Source organism: Viridibacillus soli, assembly GCF_016612995.1.
Classification (GTDB): Bacteria; Bacillota; Bacilli; order Bacillales_A; family Planococcaceae; genus Viridibacillus; species Viridibacillus soli.
The window spans coordinates 92443-110250 of sequence record NZ_JAEOAH010000005.1 but is presented as its reverse complement, the minus strand read 5'-3'; the positions used below and the strand labels follow the sequence as shown (position 1 = coordinate 110250).

The following is a 17808-nucleotide window of genomic DNA, read 5'->3' as shown; positions in this document are numbered from 1 at the left end:
TAGAGCTGCTAAAAAACAGCTCTGATTTTCCAGTTAAGGTTTGATATACAAGATATACAAATCGTACTTTACTAAATGGGGGGATTCGGCGATGCAACCAACTGTAAATGAAGAGCAGAAGCTTTGGAGTAGCTGGACTGCTGAACGAGATCCTCGTGCAGGAGACTTGCTAATACGAAAGTATATCCCTTTAGTATCCTATCACGTCCAGCGTATTAGTACCGGCTTACCTAAAAACGTGTCTAGGGATGAATTAACAAGCCTTGGTATGATGGGACTATTCGATGCATTAAACAAATTTGACCCAACTCGGGATTTGAAGTTTGACACGTATGCATCGTTCCGTGTTCGCGGTGCTATAATCGACGGTCTTAGAAAAGAAGATTGGCTTCCTCGTTCTGCCCGCGAAAAAGCGAAGAAATTAGATGCACAAATTGAATCGCTTGAGCAACGCCTAATGCGTCATGTAACACCAGAAGAACTTGCTGTTACTTTAGACGTATCCGTCGATGATATTTATCAAACAATGCAGGAGCATTTTATTTCAAATGTATTGTCTATGGACGAACAGTCGCAAGACCAGGATGATCAGGAAGGAAAATCATTTGTTATTCGCGACGAATCGGTTAAAACGCCTGAACAAGAAGTTGTGAAAACTGAACTCTTAGGGGATCTTGCCGACAATATATTGAAGTTAAATGAAAAAGAACAACTCGTTTTAAGTCTATTTTATACAGAGGAAATGACACTCACTGAAATTGGAGAGATGCTGGAGCTTTCAACTTCTCGTATTTCTCAAATCCATTCAAAAGCATTATTTAAATTGCGTAATTTATTATCATCTGAAATGCAAAATGCATAAATGGAGGCATGTTGTATGAGCTTAAAAGGTGTCGAGCTTCAAATAGCCATTCCAAAAACATTTGAAGCAGGTAAAATGGCTGACCAAGCACAACAACAAGTAAACGTAAACCAAGATTCAGCAAATGCTGCTTTGCAACGTCAAATTGAACGAAATCGTACTGCTGTATTACAATCAGAGAGTACGGATGAAATTAATGATGAAGAGCCATCTACTAACGATCAATCAGGTAGTGGCAAACACGGAAAGCAAAAGCAGGAGTCAGAAGAAGCGAACGAAAGAGCTAAACACCCATATAAAGGGCAATTCGTGGATTTTAGCGGTTAGGAGCAACAATGGTAGCAGCAATACTGGTCTTTTTATTTATCTCGCAAGTGATCAGCTTCTTTCTTATCGTCATGCTCTATACAAAGCTTTCTCGTTTTAAAGATATCGAATTAAAACAAGAACGTTTAAAAGATGAGATGGATAACGCTGTTGGTGCCTATTTGGCCGAGATGCGCGATGAAAACAATCGATTAATCGAAGAACTTTCTAATATAAATAGATTGGCAAAAGCACCACAAAGTGAGCCTGAAGAACAGCTTGTGAAAAGCAAAGAAATAACAGCTGTACCTGAACGCGAACAAGGGCAAAAAAACGAAGAAGCGTTTTTATTACCAACTTACAATATGGCCAAAAATGTTGTAGCAAAAGCCTATAAACAAAACCAACCACAGCCACAAAATAAGCAACAACCTTTTGATGAAGTGCTTCAAGCTGTAAAAGAAACTTCAGCAGTTGCAGAACTTACAGTAGAAGAGCAAGTTCGCGAATTATACTCTAAAGGACGAACGATAGAAGAAATCGCGAAATCCTTACAAAAGGGAAAGACTGAAATTGAATTATTACTCAAATTTCAGCGCTAAATTAGTTGCAGTTGATAATGTTTTATGCTATAGTAGCAAGTGGTGTTATCAATACACACGTATTCTGATGTATGGAGCAGGTGCTCTTTTGATAGAGTTACTCTTACAAATGACGAATGCGGAGGACAAAAAAACCATTTTCAGGAGGAAACAAACATGTCAGTAATTTCTATGAAACAATTACTAGAGGCTGGTGTACACTTCGGTCACCAAACTCGCCGTTGGAACCCAAAAATGAAGAAATACATTTTTGTTGAACGTAACGGTATCTACATTATCGATTTACAAAAAACTGTTAAAAAATTAGAGGAAGCTTATGACTTCATGCGCCAAGTTGGTGCTGATGGCGGTAAAGTTCTTTTCGTTGGTACGAAAAAACAAGCACAAGAAGCTATCAAAGATGAAGCAGAGCGTTCTGGTAACTACTATATTAACCAACGTTGGTTAGGTGGTACTTTAACTAACTTCGGTACTATTCAAAAACGTGTTGCACGTATGAAACAAATCGAAAAAATGGAAGAAGACGGTACTTTTGCTGTGCTTCCTAAAAAAGAAGTTGTTCAACTTAAAAAACAACACGAACGTTTAGTTAAGTTCTTAGGCGGTATCCGCGACATGCAAGGTGTTCCTGATGTTATGTTCGTTGTAGATCCTCGTAAAGAACGTATTGCTGTTGCTGAAGCACGCAAACTAAACATCCCTCTTGTAGGTATTGTTGATACTAACTGTGATCCAGATGAAATCGACTATGTTATTCCTGCAAATGATGATGCAATTCGCGCCGTTAAACTATTAACTGCAAAAATGGCTGACGCTTTAATTGAGTCTAAACAAGGTGAAGAAGAAGCTCCAGCTACTGAAGCTGCAGCAGAGTAATTCACAAGTAAGAAAAAGGTGATAAGCGGCTAAACCCTCTTATCACCTTTTTTTGAGATAATAGAATTCATTATATGATTTACACAAGGAGGAACTATCAATGGCAGTAACTGCACAAATGGTAAAAGAATTACGTGAAAAAACTGGTGCTGGAATGATGGATTGTAAAAAAGCATTAGTACAAGTAGATGGAGATATGGACGCAGCAATCGACTTCTTACGTGAAAAAGGTCTTTCTTCTGCAGCTAAAAAAGCTGACCGTATCGCAGCAGAAGGTACTACTTTTATTTTAGAAGAAGGTAACGAAGCTGTACTTGTTGAAGTAAACGCAGAAACTGATTTTGTTGCAAAAAATGAAGGTTTCCAAGTTCTTGTAAAAGAACTAGCAACTCATCTATTAGCAACTAAACCAGCTACAGCTGAAGAAGCAGTAGCAACTACTATGGAAAATGGCTTAACTGTAGCGGATCACATCTCAAATGCAATTGCTAAAATCGGTGAAAAAATCACTCTTCGTCGTTTTGTAATCGCTACAAAAACAGATGCTGACTCATTCGGACCATACCTACACATGGGTGGTCGTATCGGCGTATTAGCTGTTGTTGAAGGCACTACTGATGCTTCAGTTGCTAAAGACGTAGCTATGCACGTTGCAGCATTAAATCCTAAATATATCTCTAACGATCAAATTTCTCAAGAAGAAATTGATCACGAGCGTAAAGTGTTAACTGAACAAGCTCTTAACGAAGGTAAACCAGAAAACATCGTAGCTAAAATGGTTGAAGGTCGTCTTCGTAAATACTTCGAGGAAATCTGTGTTCTTGACCAACCATTCGTTAAAAACCCAGACCAAAAAGTTGGCGATTTCGTGAAAGCTGCTGGCGGTACGTTAAAATCATTCGTACGCTATGAAGTGGGCGAAGGTATTGAAAAACGCGAAGACAACTTTGCTGAAGAAGTAATGAACCAAGTTAACGGTAACTAATTAATACACATCTAACATATCAAACTAGGGAGCACAGCTTTTCGTGTTCCCTATTTTTCAAGAAAAAAAGTGTGACGGAGGTTTCCAATGAGTATGCCACAATACAAGAGAGTCGTCATCAAATTAAGCGGTGAGGCTTTAGCGGGAGATCAAGGCTTCGGTCTTGTACCCAATATCGTGAAATCAGTAGCAGAACAAATTAAAGAAGTTGTGGACCTAGGTGTAGAAGTTGCACTTGTTGTTGGCGGCGGTAATATTTGGAGAGGTAAAATTGGTAGCGAGATGGGTATGGAACGCGCGAATGCGGACTATATGGGTATGTTAGCTACAGTGATGAACGCTTTAGCATTACAAGATTCACTAGAGAACCTTGGTGTTGAAACACGTGTTCAATCTTCAATCGTTATGACACAAGTGGCGGAACCTTATATTCGTCGTAAAGCGGTGCGTCATTTAGAGAAAAAACGCGTTGTGATTTTTGCGGCTGGTACAGGTAACCCTTACTTCTCAACAGATACAACAGCTGCATTACGTGCTGCTGAAATCAATGCCGATGTTATTTTAATGGCAAAAAACAATGTAGATGGCGTATACTCAGCTGATCCTAAAACAAATGCTGATGCAGTTAAATACGATAATCTGACGTACTTAGAAGTTATTCAGCAAGGTTTACAAGTAATGGATTCCACTGCTTCTACACTTTGTATGGACAATGATATCCCGCTCATAGTATTCTCTATTATGGAGAATGGAAATATTAAACGTGCCGTTCAAGGTGAAACTATTGGCACAGTTGTTAGGAGGAATTCGTAATGCCTAAAGAAGTGATGGCTCAAGCTACAGAAAAAATGACAAAAACAATTCAAGCTTATACGCGTGAATTAGGTTCAATTCGTGCCGGACGTGCGAACGCTTCACTATTAGATCGAATTTCAGTTGAATATTATGGTGCACCAACACCAATTAATCAATTAGCAGGTGTATCTGTTCCTGAAGCTCGTCTTTTAGTAATCCAACCGTATGACAAAACAGTTCTAGGTGAAATCGAAAAAGCACTTATGAAATCAGATATTGGTATTACACCAACAAATGATGGTAATGTTATTCGTTTAGCCATTCCTGCTTTAACGGAAGAGCGTCGTAAAGAACTTGTAAAAGTCGTTAAAAGATCTGCTGAAGATGCAAAAGTTGCCATCCGTAACGTGCGTCGCGATGCAAATGAAGATTTTAAAAAGCTTGAAAAAAATGGCGATATTACAGAAGACGATTTACGTGGCTTTGGTGAAGATGTTCAAAAAGCAACAGATGAAAGCATCGTAAGAGTTGATGAAATTGCTAAAGAAAAAGAGAAAGAAATCCTGGAAGTTTAATTTCAAGAACCTTGTTTTCTAAAAGACGTCCTAATAAGGGGACGTCTTTTTTTTTAACAAGATTAAGGAAATGAATTCTTATTTTTGATATGATAGATGAAGTATACGTTCCTATTTGTAAGCTAGTGGAGGATTCTAAATGTTGAATAAACTCGTATGGAGAAAATCAGATAAACAAAATCGAAATTTACAGGAACGAATTTCGGATGTGACCGGAGAACTTGTACCAAAGCATATCGCTATCATTATGGATGGTAATGGACGTTGGGCAAAAAAACGTGCAATGCCACGTGTTGCTGGTCACCATGAAGGAATGAAAAATGTTCGTAAAATTACGAGAGCCGCAAATGCAATTGGTGTGAAGGCTCTTACTTTGTATGCGTTCTCAACTGAAAATTGGAAACGACCAAAATTTGAAGTAGAGTTTTTAATGCGCTTACCTGAGGAATTTTTAGCTTCATTTTCACCAGAACTCATGGAACTGAATATTCGCATCGCTATGATTGGAGAAATGGATTCTCTTCCTGAACATACACAAAAGGCTGTTAAAAAAGCGATGGATGACACGAAAAATAATACAGGTATGGTATTAAATTTTGCACTAAACTATGGCAGTCGCTCTGAAATAGTATCGACTGTGCAACAATTAGTAAAGAAAGCTCAAGATGGTGAAATTGCGGTGGAAGACATTACAGAAGATTGTATTTCAGCGCATTTGATGACGAAAGAGTTACCAGAACCCGATTTATTAATTCGTACAAGCGGCGAGGCTCGCTTAAGTAATTTTATGCTTTGGCAGCTAGCATATACTGAATTTTGGTTTACTGACACGCTCTGGCCGGATTTTGACGAACATTCACTTTTAGATGCGGTGAACGATTATCAAAAACGTAGTCGTCGATACGGAGGATTGAAAGGGGAATAAAACGTGAAACAGCGCATTATCACAGGCGTCATTGCTGCGGCGCTATTTATACCATTTGTTGTTTTTGGGGGTATTCCATTTACACTATTAGTATATGCCATGGCAGCGATAGGTCTGTATGAAGTTTTAAGAATGAAAGACATTTCGTTGTTTTCGGTACAGGGTATTTTAACATTATTAACGATGTTTATTTTACTAATGCCAAATGCTTGGGAAACAAAAGTGATGGAAGCTACCTCTTATTCGAAAATGGAATTTCTATTTTTGGGGGCCATTTTGTTACTGATTTATACAGTACTGATTAAAAATAAGTTCACTTTTGATGACGTTGGCTTTGTCATCATTAGTGCGCTTTATGTAGGTGTCGGTTTCCATTATTTGATTGAAACACGTATAGAAGGGTTAGAATATATTATCTATGCACTTGTTATTGTATGGACAACTGACTCTGGCGCTTATTTTGTAGGGCGTAAGATTGGTAAAAATAAACTTTGGCCAGAAATTTCACCGAATAAAACAATTGAGGGTTTTGTTGGTGGGATTATCACTGCTATCTTTTTTGCCATCATATACCAGCTTGTTGTTGGTATAGATACAAGTTATGTAACATTAATTATAGTAACGATTATCGCTTCAATTTTCGGTCAAATGGGCGACTTAGTAGAATCAGCAATTAAACGTCATTATGATGTAAAAGATTCGGGTAAAATCTTGCCTGGACATGGTGGTATTTTAGATCGCTTTGATAGTTTATTATTTGTATTACCATTGTTGCATTTCTTGCACTTTGTTGGATGAAGAAGGAGTTTGTTTTGATGAAATCAATTAGTTTACTAGGCGCAACAGGATCTATTGGTATCCAAACGTTGGATATCGTGAGAGACCATATGGATTCGTTTCAACTTGTAGCCTTCTCTGCAGGGAAAAATATCGAAAAAACACGTGAAATCGTAGGAGAATTTAAACCTCTTATAGTATCTGTTCAGCTTGAGAAAGATGCACTAGCTTTGCAAAAAGAGTTTCCTAAAACGGCGTTTGTTTTTGGTTCACAAGGTCTAGTGGAAGTAGCTACTTGTCCTGAGGCAGATGTGTTAGTAAATGCTGTATTAGGTAGTGTAGGTCTTGAGCCAACATTAGCAGCGATTAGAGCTAAGAAAAATATTGCTATTGCTAATAAGGAAACACTCGTTACTGCTGGGCACTTAGTGATGGCAGAAGCGAAAAAACATGATGTTGCAATTCTACCAGTAGATAGTGAGCATTCTGCTTTATGGCAATCAATGCACGGTGAGAACCGCAAAGACATTTCACGTTTAATTTTAACGGCTTCTGGAGGTAGCTTCCGCGACCAAACGCGAGAAGATTTGAAAGATGTTACCGTAAAAGAAGCATTAAATCATCCGAATTGGTCAATGGGCGCTAAAATTACGATTGATTCAGCAACATTGATGAATAAAGGGCTAGAAGTCATTGAAGCAGCAGTTTTATATGATGTGGCTTATGATAATATTGATGTGTTAATACATAGAGAAAGTATTATTCACTCAATGGTTGAATATCATGATACTAGTATTATGGCTCAACTAGGGACACCTGATATGCGTACACCGATTCAATATGCGCTCAGCTATCCAAATCGGTTACCTCGTTCAACAGCAGAACGCCTTGATTTGGCGAAGATTGCACAATTACATTTTGAAAATGTAGATTTAAAACGTTTCCGTTGTCTTGATTTTGCCTATCAAGCAGGGCGTATGGGTGGTACAATTCTTACAGTGATGAACGCAGCAAACGAAGCAGCAGTTGGGGCATTTTTACAAGAAAAGATTAAGTTCTTGGAAATTGAAGATCTTATTGAACGGATTATGGACAAACACGTAAACATTTTACAACCTGATCTAGAAACTATTTTACACGTAGACAAAGAAACGAGAAAATCAGTTCAAAGCATGATAAAATAACTACAGGATTGAATGATAGTTTTTCAAGCTGAAGAAGGTGGGATTCGATGCAATCAACTATTGCATTCATAGTAGTGTTCGGCTCCATTGTATTTTTCCATGAGCTCGGTCACTTTATTTTCGCAAAACGTTCAGGTATTTTAGTTAGAGAATTTGCAATCGGTTTTGGCCCTAAAATTTTAGGGATTACTAAAGGTGAGACGCTATATACAATTCGACTATTGCCACTTGGTGGTTATGTTAGAATGGCTGGGGACGATATGGACAATATCGAGCTACAACCTGGTTACCGAATTGGTATGCAACTCAATGACAAAGATGAAATTGAGAAAATCGTTTTAAATCAAAACAAACAACTGCCAGATATGCTATTTTTGGAAGTTGAAAAAGCAGATTTACAAAAGGAACTATGGGTTGAAGGTTATGACGAGGATGAAAAACTTGTTCGTTATAATGTAGCACGTGATGCCGTTATTAATGAAAATGGTACAGAAACAATCATCGCTCCTTATGATCGTCAATTTAACTCAAAATCATTAGGGAAACGTGCGATGACGATTTTCGCAGGACCGCTATTTAACTTTATCCTATCTTGTATTATCTTTATTATCATCGGTATGGTTCAAGGGATTCCAACTTACGAACCAATAATTGCTGATGTTGTGAAAGATAGCCCAGCAGCAAGTGCAGGTATGGCAAAAGGCGATGTCGTGACCGCTATTAATGGCAAAACGATTGATTCTTGGCAAGAACTATCAGAAGCCATCCAAAATAGCCCTAAAAAAGAAATGACTTTGGATGTTAATCGTAATGGACAAGCAGAGCAGTTTACATTAACGCCAAAAGAGGCCGTTGTGAATGAACAAAAAGTAGGGCAGATTGGTGTACAATATGTAAGTCCAATGGAGAAAAATCCGTTAAAAGCATTTTCTTATGGTGTAGAAGAAACGTATAGATGGACTATGAAAATCTTCGAATTATTAGGTATGCTTGTAACAGGTAAATTCTCGCTAGATGCATTATCGGGTCCTGTAGGTATTTACAAAGCGACTGAAGAAGTGGCGAAATACGGTTGGATAAATGTCATGAATTGGGCTGCAATTTTAAGCATTAACCTCGGAATCATGAATTTATTACCACTACCAGCATTAGATGGTGGCCGTCTTTTATTCTTCGGTTACGAAGCAATACGAGGCAAACCGGTCGACCGCCAAAAAGAGGGTATGGTACACTTTGTTGGTATTATGCTGTTAATGATCTTAATGATCGTCGTTACTTGGAATGATATTCAACGATTTTTCTTTTAATAATAAATTATAAATAACGCAAAAAGGTGTGGTTTTTTATGAAACAAAGTAAAACATTTATCCCAACCTTACGCGAAATACCTGCTGATGCTGACGTTAAGTCCCATCAGCTCTTATTACGTGCAGGTTTCATTCGTCAAAATACAAGTGGTGTATATTCTTATTTACCGCTTGGTACAAAAGTACTTAAAAAAGTAGAACAGATTGTTCGTGAAGAAATGGAAGCAATCGATGCAATCGAATTGTTAATGCCAGCTTTACAACAAGCTGAGCTTTGGCAAGAAACAGGACGATGGGAAGCATATGGCCCAGAGCTAATGCGCTTAAAAGACCGTCATAATCGTGACTTTGCATTGGGTGCTACACATGAAGAGGTTATTACTTCTTTAGTACGTGACGAAGTAAAATCATACAAAAAATTACCACTAACACTTTACCAAATTCAAAATAAATTCCGTGATGAAAAACGCCCTCGCTTTGGGTTATTACGTGGTCGTGAATTCGTTATGAAAGACGCTTATTCATTCCATGCAACACGTGAAAGTTTAGATGAAACATATAATGATATGGTGAAAGCTTATACGAATATTTTCACTCGTCTTGGCTTAAACTTCCGCGCAGTTATTGCGGATTCAGGTTCAATCGGTGGTTCAGGTACACATGAATTCATGGTGTTATCTGAAATCGGTGAAGATACAATAGCATACTCTGACGAATCAAGTTTTGCAGCAAATATTGAAATGGCTGAAGTGAATGTAGAATATACGCACTCAGATGAAGCTATGAAAGAGCTTGAAAAAGTAGTGACACCAGATCAAAAGTCAATTGAAGAAATTGTTGGATTCCTAAACGTTTCTGCAGAAGCTTGCATTAAATCATTAGTGTTTAATGTAGATGATGAACTAGTAGTTGTATTAGCTCGTGGTGATCACGAAATCAACGATATAAAATTAAAAAATGCATTAGATGCTACTTCTGTTGAATTAGCTGACGACAAAGCTATCTTTGACTTACTAGGCAGTCATGTAGGTTCTCTAGGACCTGTGAAACTACCAGTTAATGTGAAAGTAATTGCTGATAATGCTATTAAGTCTATTCGCAACGGTGTATGTGGCGCAAATGAAGATGGATTCCACTATATCAATGTAAATCCAGGTCGTGACTTTGCCATTGACCGTTATGAAGATTTACGCTTTATCCAAGTTGGAGATCCTTCTCCAGATGGTAAAGGTACAATTAAATTTGCGGAAGGTATTGAAGTTGGACATGTCTTCAAACTGGGCACTACATACAGTGAACCGATGAAAGCAACATTCCTTGATGAAAATGGACGTGCACAAGCATTTATCATGGGTTGTTACGGAATTGGTGTATCACGTGTATTAGCTGCAGTTGCAGAACAATTCCAAGATAACTACGGCTTTGTTTGGCCAAAACAAATTGCGCCTTATGATATTCACTTAATTTCAGTGAATGAAAAAGACGAAGCTCAAAAGAATTTAACTGAGGATACGTACAAGCTATTACAATCATATCGCTACGATGTTTTATATGATGATCGTAAAGAGCGTGCTGGTGTTAAATTTGCGGATGCAGATTTAATCGGCTTACCAGTTCGTGTTACTGTTGGTAAAAAAGCATCTGAAGGTATTTTAGAAGTGAAATTTAGACATTCAGGCGAAACTTTCGAATGGGCTAAAGAAGAGCTATTCGATCGTTTAAATAACTTTTTTAACGCGGAGTAATGTCGAATGAGTCAAGGGGGAAGTACTTTAATGTACTTCTTTTCTTTATTTAGCAGTATTTTTTACAAAAGGTAGGTGGGAAAATGACGAACGAGCAAGACGCAAAGTTGAAATTCCAACGATTGCTACAACAAATTAATTTAACAGAAGACGTTTATATGCCTTATTTCGAAGCTGCAGAATTAGCTAGAATGACCGTACACAAAAAAGAACGAGTTTGGCGTTTTTCACTCAAGCTGTCTGCCATTTTACCATTCCGTGTGTTTCTTGAATTTCAAACACGCTTAACGCAAGCTTTTGCACAAATCGCTCAAATCGAATTGGATATTCAAGCTCCACAGCAAGCTATTTCAAAAGAACTTGTAACAGATTATTGGTTGAAAGTGATTGAAGACATCGATGAACTTTCACCACCTCTGCGAGAAGGACTTGTGAAACAGCTGCCAGAGTGGAATGGTCAGAAGATGATGATTACTAGTCAACAAGAGCTTGAAATGATGACACTTAAGAAAAAATATACAGATATCTTAGCTGATGCTTATGAAAAATATGGTTTCCCACATATGCCTATTGATTTCCAGCTCAATGAATCAACTGAAGCGTTAGCGGAAGCACAAATAGCCTTTTTAGAGCAACGCCGTATAGAAGAAGAAGCGTTTGCGAAAAAAGCAGTTGAAGATATGCAAAAACGTGAAAAAGAACGCAAGGACAATCCGGGTGGCGTCGATGTTTCGGATCGTCCATTCCAGCTTGGTATTCCTATAAAACAAGATGAGCCAATGATGGAAATTCAACAAATTCAAGATGAAGAACGTCGCATTACAATTGAAGGGTTTGTCTTCGATGCTGAAGTGAAAGAATTGCGCAGTGGTCGTTCACTCTTGACATTGAAAATTACCGATTACACTGACTCCATTTTAGTGAAAATGTTTTCTCGTGATAAAGAAGACGCGGCACTTATGCAGCAAGCTAAAAAGGGTATGTGGGTAAAAGCGCGTGGTTCCGTTCAAAATGATACATTTGTTCGTGATTTAATCGTTATGGCACAAGATATAATGGAAATCAGACCCGTCTTACGTAAAGATACTGCCCCGGAAGGTGAAAAACGTGTAGAGCTCCATCTTCATACACCAATGAGTCAAATGGATGCAGTTTCTTCCGTTGATGCGCTCGTAGCACAAGCGGCAAAATGGGGTCACCCAGCAATTGCTATAACTGACCATGCTGTTGCGCAATCTTTCCCAGATGCATATAACGCGGGTAAGAAATATGGCATTAAAATTTTATATGGCCTAGAAGCCAATCTTGTAGATGATGGTATACCAATCGCGTACGATGAACAACATCGCCTACTTGAAACCGATACATTCGTTGTCTTTGACGTAGAAACAACAGGGTTATCAGCCGCTTACGATACGATTATCGAGCTTGCTGCAGTAAGAATTGTGAATGGTGAAGTCGTAGATACATTCGAAAGTTTCGCTAACCCGCATCATCCTCTTTCTGCAACAACGATTGAATTAACAAGTATTACAGATGATATGGTAAGAGATGCTCCTGAAGTTGTCGATATGATTAAAAAATTCCATGAATTCATTGGCGATGGCATCGTCGTTGCTCACAACGCATCATTTGATATAGGTTTCCTTTATGAAGCCTATAAAAAAGCGGGCATTGACCATATGAATCATCCAGTTATTGATACATTGGAACTGGCACGTTTTTTACATCCAGAAATGAAAAGTCATCGATTAAATACTTTATGTAAAAAATTCAATATCGACTTAACACAACATCACCGTGCCATTTATGATACTGAAGCAACAGGCTTCTTGCTATTACATCTATTAAAAGAAGCTGATGCATTGGGCATTAAATACCACGATGATTTTAACGAACATATAGGTGGAGGCGACTCATACAAACGAGCTCGACCAACGCACTGTACGATTTTAGCTGTCAATAATGTTGGTTTAAAAAACCTCTTTAAGTTAGTTAGCTTCTCTCATATCCAAACATTTTATCGTATACCGCGTATTACACGCTCAATGCTGACCAAATACCGCGAAGGCTTAATCATCGGTTCTGCATGTGATAAAGGTGAAGTTTTTACCACAGTTATGCAAAAATCAATGGAAGAAGCAGAGCAAGTTGCGAAATTCTATGATTATTTAGAAGTACATCCGAAAGCCGTTTATTCACATTTAATTGAAAGTGAACTTGTACGTGATGAATGGAACTTAGAAGATATCATTCGTAAGATCATAAAGCTAGGTAAAAAATTAGACAAGCCGATTGTAGCAACGGGAAATGTCCATTATTTAAATGAGAATGACGCTATCTTCCGCCAAATATTAATACGCTCTCAAGGTGGAGCAAATCCATTAAATCGTCACTCACTACCAAAAGTACATTTCCGTACGACAAACGAAATGCTCGATGCCTTTGCTTTTTTGGGTGAGGATATTGCAAAAGAAATCGTCGTAACCAATCCGCAGAAAATCGCTAATATGATTGGTGATGTGAAACCGGTTAAAGATGAGCTCTATACACCGAAAATTGAAGGCGCCGAAGATGAAGTACGTAATATGAGCTACGATATGGCTCATTCTATTTACGGTCCTAATTTACCAGAAGTTGTTGAAGCACGACTTGAGAAAGAGTTGAAATCGATTATTGGTCACGGTTTCGCTGTTATTTATTTAATTTCACATAAGCTCGTGAAGAAATCATTAAATGATGGATATCTGGTAGGATCTAGGGGGTCTGTTGGTTCGTCGCTTGTTGCGACGATGATGGAAATTACAGAAGTAAATCCATTGCCACCACATTATATTTGTCCAAACTGCCAGCACGCTGAATTTTTTGATGATGGTTCTGTTGGTTCAGGCTTTGACTTACCAAATAAGGATTGTTCTGAATGTAGCACGCCGTACCAAAAAGACGGCCATGATATTCCGTTCGAAACCTTCCTTGGATTTAAAGGAGATAAGGTTCCTGATATCGATTTGAATTTCAGCGGTGAATATCAGCCTCAAGCTCATAACTATACGAAAGTATTATTCGGTGAAGAGTATGTATATCGTGCGGGAACAATCGGTACGGTGGCAGAGAAAACAGCATATGGTTATGTAAAAGGTTATGCAGGTGATCATAATCTGAATTTCCGTGGTGCTGAAGTGGATCGACTTGTACAAGGCTGTACTGGTGTAAAACGAACAACAGGGCAGCACCCTGGTGGTATTATCGTAGTTCCTGATTATATGGATATTTACGATTTCTCACCAATTCAGTTCCCAGCAGATGCGCAGGATTCAGAATGGAAAACAACCCATTTCGACTTCCACTCGATCCATGATAATGTATTGAAACTGGATATACTCGGACATGATGATCCGACGGTTATTCGTATGTTACAAGATTTATCTGGTATTGATCCTAAAACGATTCCGACTGATGACAGGGATGTTATGCAAATCTTCAATGGACCAGAATCACTCGGTGTTACAGCAGAGCAAATCAATTGTAAAACAGGGACATTAGGTATTCCCGAATTTGGTACACGATTTGTTCGCCAAATGCTAGAGGAAACGAAGCCGTCAACATTCTCAGAACTAGTCCAAATTTCTGGATTGTCCCATGGTACAGATGTATGGTTAGGCAATGCTAGCGAATTAATTCAAAACGGTACTTGTGTGTTATCAGAAGTAATCGGTTGTCGTGATGATATTATGGTGTATTTAATCTATCAAGGATTGGATCCATCTTTAGCCTTCAAAATTATGGAGTCAGTGCGTAAAGGAAAAGGCTTATCAGAAGAGTTTGAAGCGGAAATGAAGGCTAATAAAGTACCTGCATGGTATATCGATTCATGTAAAAAAATTAAATACATGTTCCCGAAAGCCCATGCTGCTGCATATGTATTAATGGCTGTGCGTATAGCATATTTTAAAGTACATTTCCCAATTCTTTATTACTGCGCATACTTTACTGTTCGTGCATCTGACTTTGATCTCATTGCAATGGTTAATGGTTCGCAAATGATTAAATCAAAAATTGATGAAATCGATGCAAAAGGATTAGAAGCTTCAACGAAAGAAAAAAGTTTACTAACTGTACTCGAGATTTCTCTTGAAATGTGTGAACGTGGATATCATATCCAGAAGATTGATTTATATCGCTCAAAAGCGACAGAATTTGTTATTGATGGCGATAGCTTGATTCCGCCGTTTAATGCGATTCCTGGTCTAGGGAATAACGTTGCGTTAGCAATTGTAAATGCGCGAGAAAATGGCGAGTTTTTATCGAAAGAGGATTTGCAACTACGTGGACGTGTTTCAAAAACGCTCATCGAATACATGGATAAACTCGGTTGTTTAGAAGGCATGCCAGATGCTAACCAACTCTCGCTGTTCTAGGGTTTATTTGCATTTTGGGCTTTACTGTGCTATCATTTATTTAATTAATTTGTTGATAGAACGCTAGCAAAAGAGTGGGATTTCCCGCTCTTTTCTGTTGTTATGACAACATGAAGTGAGTCAGGAGGATTGTATGAGCAAAGTTATCTCAGAAATAGAACAACTTGCAACGCCTATAGTAGAAGGCTTAAATCTCGAATTAGTCGAAGTTGAATTCGTTAAAGAGGGACGCGATTGGTTTTTACGCGTTTACATTGATAATCCTGAAGGCAGCATAGACATTGAACAATGTGCTCAAGTAAGTGAATTATTAAGTTTGAAATTGGATGAAACAGATCCAATAGAACAAAATTATTTCCTTGAAGTATCATCTCCAGGGGCAGAACGACCACTAAAAAAAGAAGCCGATTTTGAAAAGGCTGTAGGTCAATTCGTGCATATTAAATCATATGAAGCCATTAATGGTATAAAAGTATTTGAAGGTTATTTAAGATCTTATACAGACGCAGGTGCAGAGCTTGACGTTATGATTAAAACTAGAAAAATTAAAGTCGTTATTGAAAAAGAAAAAATTGCATTAGCCCGTTTAGCAATCGACTTTTCCGCAGAAAGTTAATAGTAGGAGTGAAATAGATAATGAGTAAAGAGTTGGTTGGTGCGTTAAATGCACTTGAAGCAAAAGGTATCTCTCAAGATATCATTATTGAAGCAATCGAGGCAGCACTTATTAATGCATATAAAAAGAACTACAACCAAGCGCAAAACGTGCGTGTAGATTTAAACCTTGCACGCGGAACAATGCACTTGTATTCAAGAAAAGATGTTGTAGAAGTTGTAGAAGATGATCGCTTGCAAATTTCTTTAGAAGATGCACAAGTAATCAACCCTGCTTTTGAAATCGGTGATATCGTGGAACAAGAAGAAACACCACGTAATTTCGGTCGTATTGCTGCAACTACAGCAAAACAAATCGTTACCCAACGCTTCCGCGAAGCAGAACGTGGTATCGTCTATGAAGAATACGTAGATCGTGAAGATGATATCGTAAATGGTATTGTGGAACGTTTAGACCCTCGTAATATTTACGTTGGTTTAGGTAAAGTCGAGGCGGTTCTTCCTCAAAATGAACAAATCCAAGGCGAAACGTATCAACCACATGAGCGTATTAAAGTATATATCACAAAAGTAGAACGTACTTCACGTGGACCTCAAGTATATGTTTCACGTACACACCCTGGCTTACTTCGACGTTTATTTGAGTTAGAAGTTCCTGAGATTTTCCAAGGTATTGTAGAAATCAAGTCAATTGCTCGCGAAGCTGGCGATCGTTCTAAAATCTCTGTATTTGCACACAATGAAGAAATCGATCCAGTCGGTTCATGTGTAGGTACAAAAGGTGCTCGTGTTCAAACAATTGTTAACGAATTACACGGTGAGAAAATCGATATCGTGGAATGGTCAGAAGATCCAGTTGTATTTGTTGCGAATGCACTTAGTCCTTCAAAAGTACTTGATGTACAAGTGAATGAAGAAGAAAAATCTACTACAGTAGTAGTACCAGATTATCAATTATCATTGGCAATCGGTAAACGCGGTCAAAACGCGCGTCTTGCAGCGAAATTAACTGGTTGGAAAATTGATATTAAAAGTGAAACAGATGCAAGAGAATTAGGCATTTTTCCAAGTCAATCTATAACGGCTATCTACGAAGAACCGCAAGACGATGAAATTGTAGAAGATGATGTAGAGATTGATTTATATAAAGACGACGAAGAATAAGTAAAAACATTTGGTCACATACGGCGTCTTTTATAGAACCAAGGTGACCAAAAGTTCTTACGCTATATGGAAGGTGTGTTCTTATGTCGATAAACAGAAAAATTCCTTTACGAAAATGTGTAGCAACTGGCGAAATGTTTCCTAAAAAAGAAATGATCCGAGTCGTTCGTTCAAAAGAAGGAGAAGTTTCGGTAGATGTTACAGGCAAGAAATCTGGTCGCGGTGCTTATGTTTCAAAATCCGAAGTAGCCGTTACAGAAGCGAAAAAGAGAAATGTCCTGAAGCACCAATTAGAAGCTGAAATTCCTGAACAAGTATATGAAGATCTTTTAAAGGTCATTCGCAAGGAGTCGTTAATATGACGCCAGAGCAATCTATTTTGAATTTACTTGGATTAGCTGCACGAGCTCGTAAAATCGTTTCAGGTGAAGAACAAGTTATTAAAGAAGTGCGTAATAACAGTGCAAAGCTTGTCGTTCTAGCAACGGATGCCTCTGCTAATACGCGCAAAAAAATGCAAGATAAATGTCATTCTTTCAACGTTGAGTTGCAGGAGTTCGGGACTAGATACGATCTCGGACATGCCACTGGGAAAGACGCAAGGGTCTCATTGGCCATCGTGGATAACGGTTTTGCAAAAAAACTGTCCGAGCTTCTCAACGAAATCTAACC

General features: G+C 38.2%; 17 protein-coding genes. All 17 read left to right on the top strand.

Annotation, left to right across the window (positions count from 1 at the left end):
• Positions 1-91: 91 nt before the first annotated feature.
• Complete coding sequence (locus tag JFL43_RS05730; protein ID WP_100796504.1) at positions 92-862, top strand: FliA/WhiG family RNA polymerase sigma factor; 771 nt, start codon at positions 92-94, stop codon at positions 860-862.
• Between the two features lie 15 nt (positions 863-877).
• Entirely contained in the window at positions 878-1189 is a 312-nt protein-coding gene (locus JFL43_RS05725; protein WP_100796505.1) for an RNA polymerase subunit sigma, read from the top strand.
• An 8-nt stretch (positions 1190-1197) separates the two neighbouring features.
• On the top strand, positions 1198-1770 hold the full coding sequence (locus tag JFL43_RS05720; RefSeq protein WP_200748277.1) for a hypothetical protein: 573 nt from the start codon (positions 1198-1200) through the stop codon (positions 1768-1770).
• A gap of 156 nt (positions 1771-1926) precedes the next feature.
• Positions 1927-2646 carry a 30S ribosomal protein S2 gene (rpsB, locus tag JFL43_RS05715; protein WP_100796507.1) on the top strand — a complete coding sequence of 240 codons (720 nt, stop codon included), beginning with the start codon at positions 1927-1929 and terminating at the stop codon, positions 2644-2646.
• Between the two features lie 100 nt (positions 2647-2746).
• Positions 2747-3631 (top strand): translation elongation factor Ts, encoded by an 885-nt coding sequence (tsf, locus tag JFL43_RS05710; RefSeq protein ID WP_100796508.1) that lies wholly within the window; start codon positions 2747-2749, stop codon positions 3629-3631.
• Positions 3632-3718: 87 nt separating this feature from the next.
• Positions 3719-4444 carry a UMP kinase gene (gene pyrH / locus JFL43_RS05705; RefSeq protein WP_100796509.1) on the top strand — a complete coding sequence of 242 codons (726 nt, stop codon included), beginning with the start codon at positions 3719-3721 and terminating at the stop codon, positions 4442-4444.
• Positions 4444-5001 (top strand): ribosome recycling factor, encoded by a 558-nt coding sequence (frr, locus tag JFL43_RS05700; protein WP_200748276.1) that lies wholly within the window; start codon positions 4444-4446, stop codon positions 4999-5001. The genes pyrH and frr overlap by 1 nt, the downstream gene beginning before the upstream one ends.
• Positions 5002-5140: 139 nt before the next feature.
• Positions 5141-5926 (top strand): isoprenyl transferase, encoded by a 786-nt coding sequence (locus JFL43_RS05695; RefSeq protein WP_100796511.1) that lies wholly within the window; start codon positions 5141-5143, stop codon positions 5924-5926.
• A 3-nt stretch (positions 5927-5929) separates the two neighbouring features.
• Complete coding sequence (locus JFL43_RS05690; RefSeq protein ID WP_200748275.1) at positions 5930-6724, top strand: phosphatidate cytidylyltransferase; 795 nt, start codon at positions 5930-5932, stop codon at positions 6722-6724.
• A 17-nt stretch (positions 6725-6741) separates the two neighbouring features.
• Positions 6742-7887 carry a 1-deoxy-D-xylulose-5-phosphate reductoisomerase gene (locus JFL43_RS05685; RefSeq protein WP_200748274.1) on the top strand — a complete coding sequence of 382 codons (1146 nt, stop codon included), beginning with the start codon at positions 6742-6744 and terminating at the stop codon, positions 7885-7887.
• Between the two features lie 47 nt (positions 7888-7934).
• Positions 7935-9194, top strand: a complete 1260-nt coding sequence (gene rseP, locus JFL43_RS05680) for an RIP metalloprotease RseP (protein WP_100796514.1) — start codon at positions 7935-7937, stop codon at positions 9192-9194.
• Positions 9195-9232: 38 nt separating this feature from the next.
• Positions 9233-10939: a proline--tRNA ligase gene (locus JFL43_RS05675; protein WP_100796515.1), complete on the top strand. Its 1707-nt coding sequence runs from the start codon at positions 9233-9235 to the stop codon at positions 10937-10939.
• Positions 10940-11022: 83 nt separating this feature from the next.
• A complete protein-coding gene (locus tag JFL43_RS05670; protein WP_200748273.1) occupies positions 11023-15357 on the top strand; it encodes a PolC-type DNA polymerase III in 4335 nt (1444 codons plus the stop codon).
• A gap of 133 nt (positions 15358-15490) precedes the next feature.
• On the top strand, positions 15491-15973 hold the full coding sequence (gene rimP, locus JFL43_RS05665) for a ribosome maturation factor RimP (RefSeq protein ID WP_100796517.1): 483 nt from the start codon (positions 15491-15493) through the stop codon (positions 15971-15973).
• Positions 15974-15993: 20 nt separating this feature from the next.
• Positions 15994-17136 carry a transcription termination factor NusA gene (nusA, locus tag JFL43_RS05660; RefSeq protein ID WP_100796518.1) on the top strand — a complete coding sequence of 381 codons (1143 nt, stop codon included), beginning with the start codon at positions 15994-15996 and terminating at the stop codon, positions 17134-17136.
• Between the two features lie 83 nt (positions 17137-17219).
• Complete coding sequence (gene rnpM, locus JFL43_RS05655) at positions 17220-17498, top strand: RNase P modulator RnpM (protein WP_100796519.1); 279 nt, start codon at positions 17220-17222, stop codon at positions 17496-17498.
• The gene (locus JFL43_RS05650; RefSeq protein WP_100796520.1) at positions 17495-17806 is read left to right on the top strand and encodes a YlxQ family RNA-binding protein; all 312 of its coding nucleotides are present in this window, start codon (positions 17495-17497) and stop codon (positions 17804-17806) included. The genes rnpM and JFL43_RS05650 overlap by 4 nt, the downstream gene beginning before the upstream one ends.
• Positions 17807-17808: the final 2 nt, after the last annotated feature.